The sequence below is a fragment of the Palleronia abyssalis genome, from assembly GCF_900302445.1.
Lineage (GTDB): Bacteria > Pseudomonadota > Alphaproteobacteria > Rhodobacterales > Rhodobacteraceae > Palleronia > Palleronia abyssalis.
The window spans coordinates 1-1,364 of record NZ_ONZF01000039.1 but is presented as its reverse complement, the minus strand read 5'-3'; the positions used below and the strand labels follow the sequence as shown (position 1 = coordinate 1,364).

Below are 1,364 nucleotides of genomic sequence, written 5' to 3'. Positions count from 1 at the left end.
CGACATGGTGTGATTGCGGCGGTCGCTCTCCGGAGGCGAACGAGGTCCGGTATGTTGGCCTCATGGATAATAGCCGTGAGGAGAACGACCTATGGAACACTATGCCGGTTTGGATGTGTCGCTGAAAGAGATTTCGATCTGTGTCGTGGATGGGGATGGCAAGACCATCGCGCGCGGGGCCTGTCCTGCCGATCCCGAAGGCGTCGCAGGCTGGTTTCGCAATCGCGAACTGAAGCCCCGCCGGATTGTGCACGAGAGCGGGATGCTGTCGATCTGGCTGCAACGCGGAATGACGCGGCTGGGACTGCCCGCCACCTGCATCGATGCCCGCAAGGCGCACAAGAGCCTGTCGGCGCGGCTGAACAAGTCAGACGCCGCCGATGCGGAGGGGCTGGCGCAGCTTGCGCGCACCGGGTGGTTCACTCCGGTGCACATCCGCAGTGAAGACGCCGATAGGCTGCGCAGTCTGGTCGGAGCCCGCGAGCGTTTGATCCGCCTGCGCAAGGACCTCGAAGGTCACATGAGGGGCGTGCTGAAGACCTTCGGGATCCGCATGACGGGCATTGGCCAGGGACGCCAGCGTCAAGCGTTCCGCGATCAGCTGGCCACGGCCGGTGAGACCGACCCGGTTCTCCGCACAATCGCGGATGGCTTCATCGCTGCCCATGCCACGTTGTGCCAGGCGGCGGACGATCTGGACAAATCGGTGAGGAGAAAAGCCAAAGCCCATCCCGTGGCGCGCCGTCTGATGACCATACCTGGCGTCGGCCCGGTCAACGCACTCAGCTTCATCGCCCTGGTCGATGATCCGAGCCGGTTCAGCCGGGCATCCGATGTCGGTGCTTTCCTCGGGCTGACGCCGAAGCGGCATCAATCCGGCGAGGTGGACTGGTCAGGCCGGGTGTCGAAATGCGGGGACGGCGCAATGCGCGGTCTGCTGTTCGAGGCCGCTTCCTGCCTGATCCGCCAGGTCAAACGCTTCTCGCCTCTCAAGAGTTGGTCTGTCCGACTGGCCGGGCGGCGGGGGTTCCGCAAGGCGGCGGTCGCCACTGCGCGCAAGATCGCCGTGCTGATGCTGACGCTGTGGAAGAACGAAACCGAATACCAATGGACGAAGGAGGCTACAGCCTGATCCGAGTTCCCGCCCTGAAGGCGGGGAGCGAAGTCCCGACGGGACGGAGGTAGATCGATCTCGCAAAAACGGTTGGGACGCAGGCCAACCTGCTCACCCCGCAAACGACATTGGAGACGATCCGCCACCGAACGCCATCGTGAGGCGCGACACCCGCGACCTCGGAGAGAACCATGACCCCTGACGGACACACCGCTCACCCGCTTGACATGGCCGCAATCAGAGAACCGTT

Annotated in this window: 1 protein-coding gene; it reads left to right on the top strand. The window is 64.0% G+C overall.

Annotated elements, in window-relative coordinates; genetic code table 11:
• The first annotated feature begins 91 nt into the window (after positions 1–91).
• Positions 92–1,132 (top strand): IS110 family RNA-guided transposase, encoded by a 1,041-nt coding sequence (locus PAA8504_RS21655; RefSeq protein WP_108896184.1) that lies wholly within the window; start codon positions 92–94, stop codon positions 1,130–1,132.
• The last annotated feature ends 232 nt before the right edge of the window (positions 1,133–1,364 follow it).

What these genes read in the sequence shown, in the direction of transcription:
- PAA8504_RS21655 (WP_108896184.1), top strand. Translation starts at nt 92, where the DNA reads ATGGAACACTATGCCGGTTTGGATGTGTCGCTGAAAGAGATTTCGATC.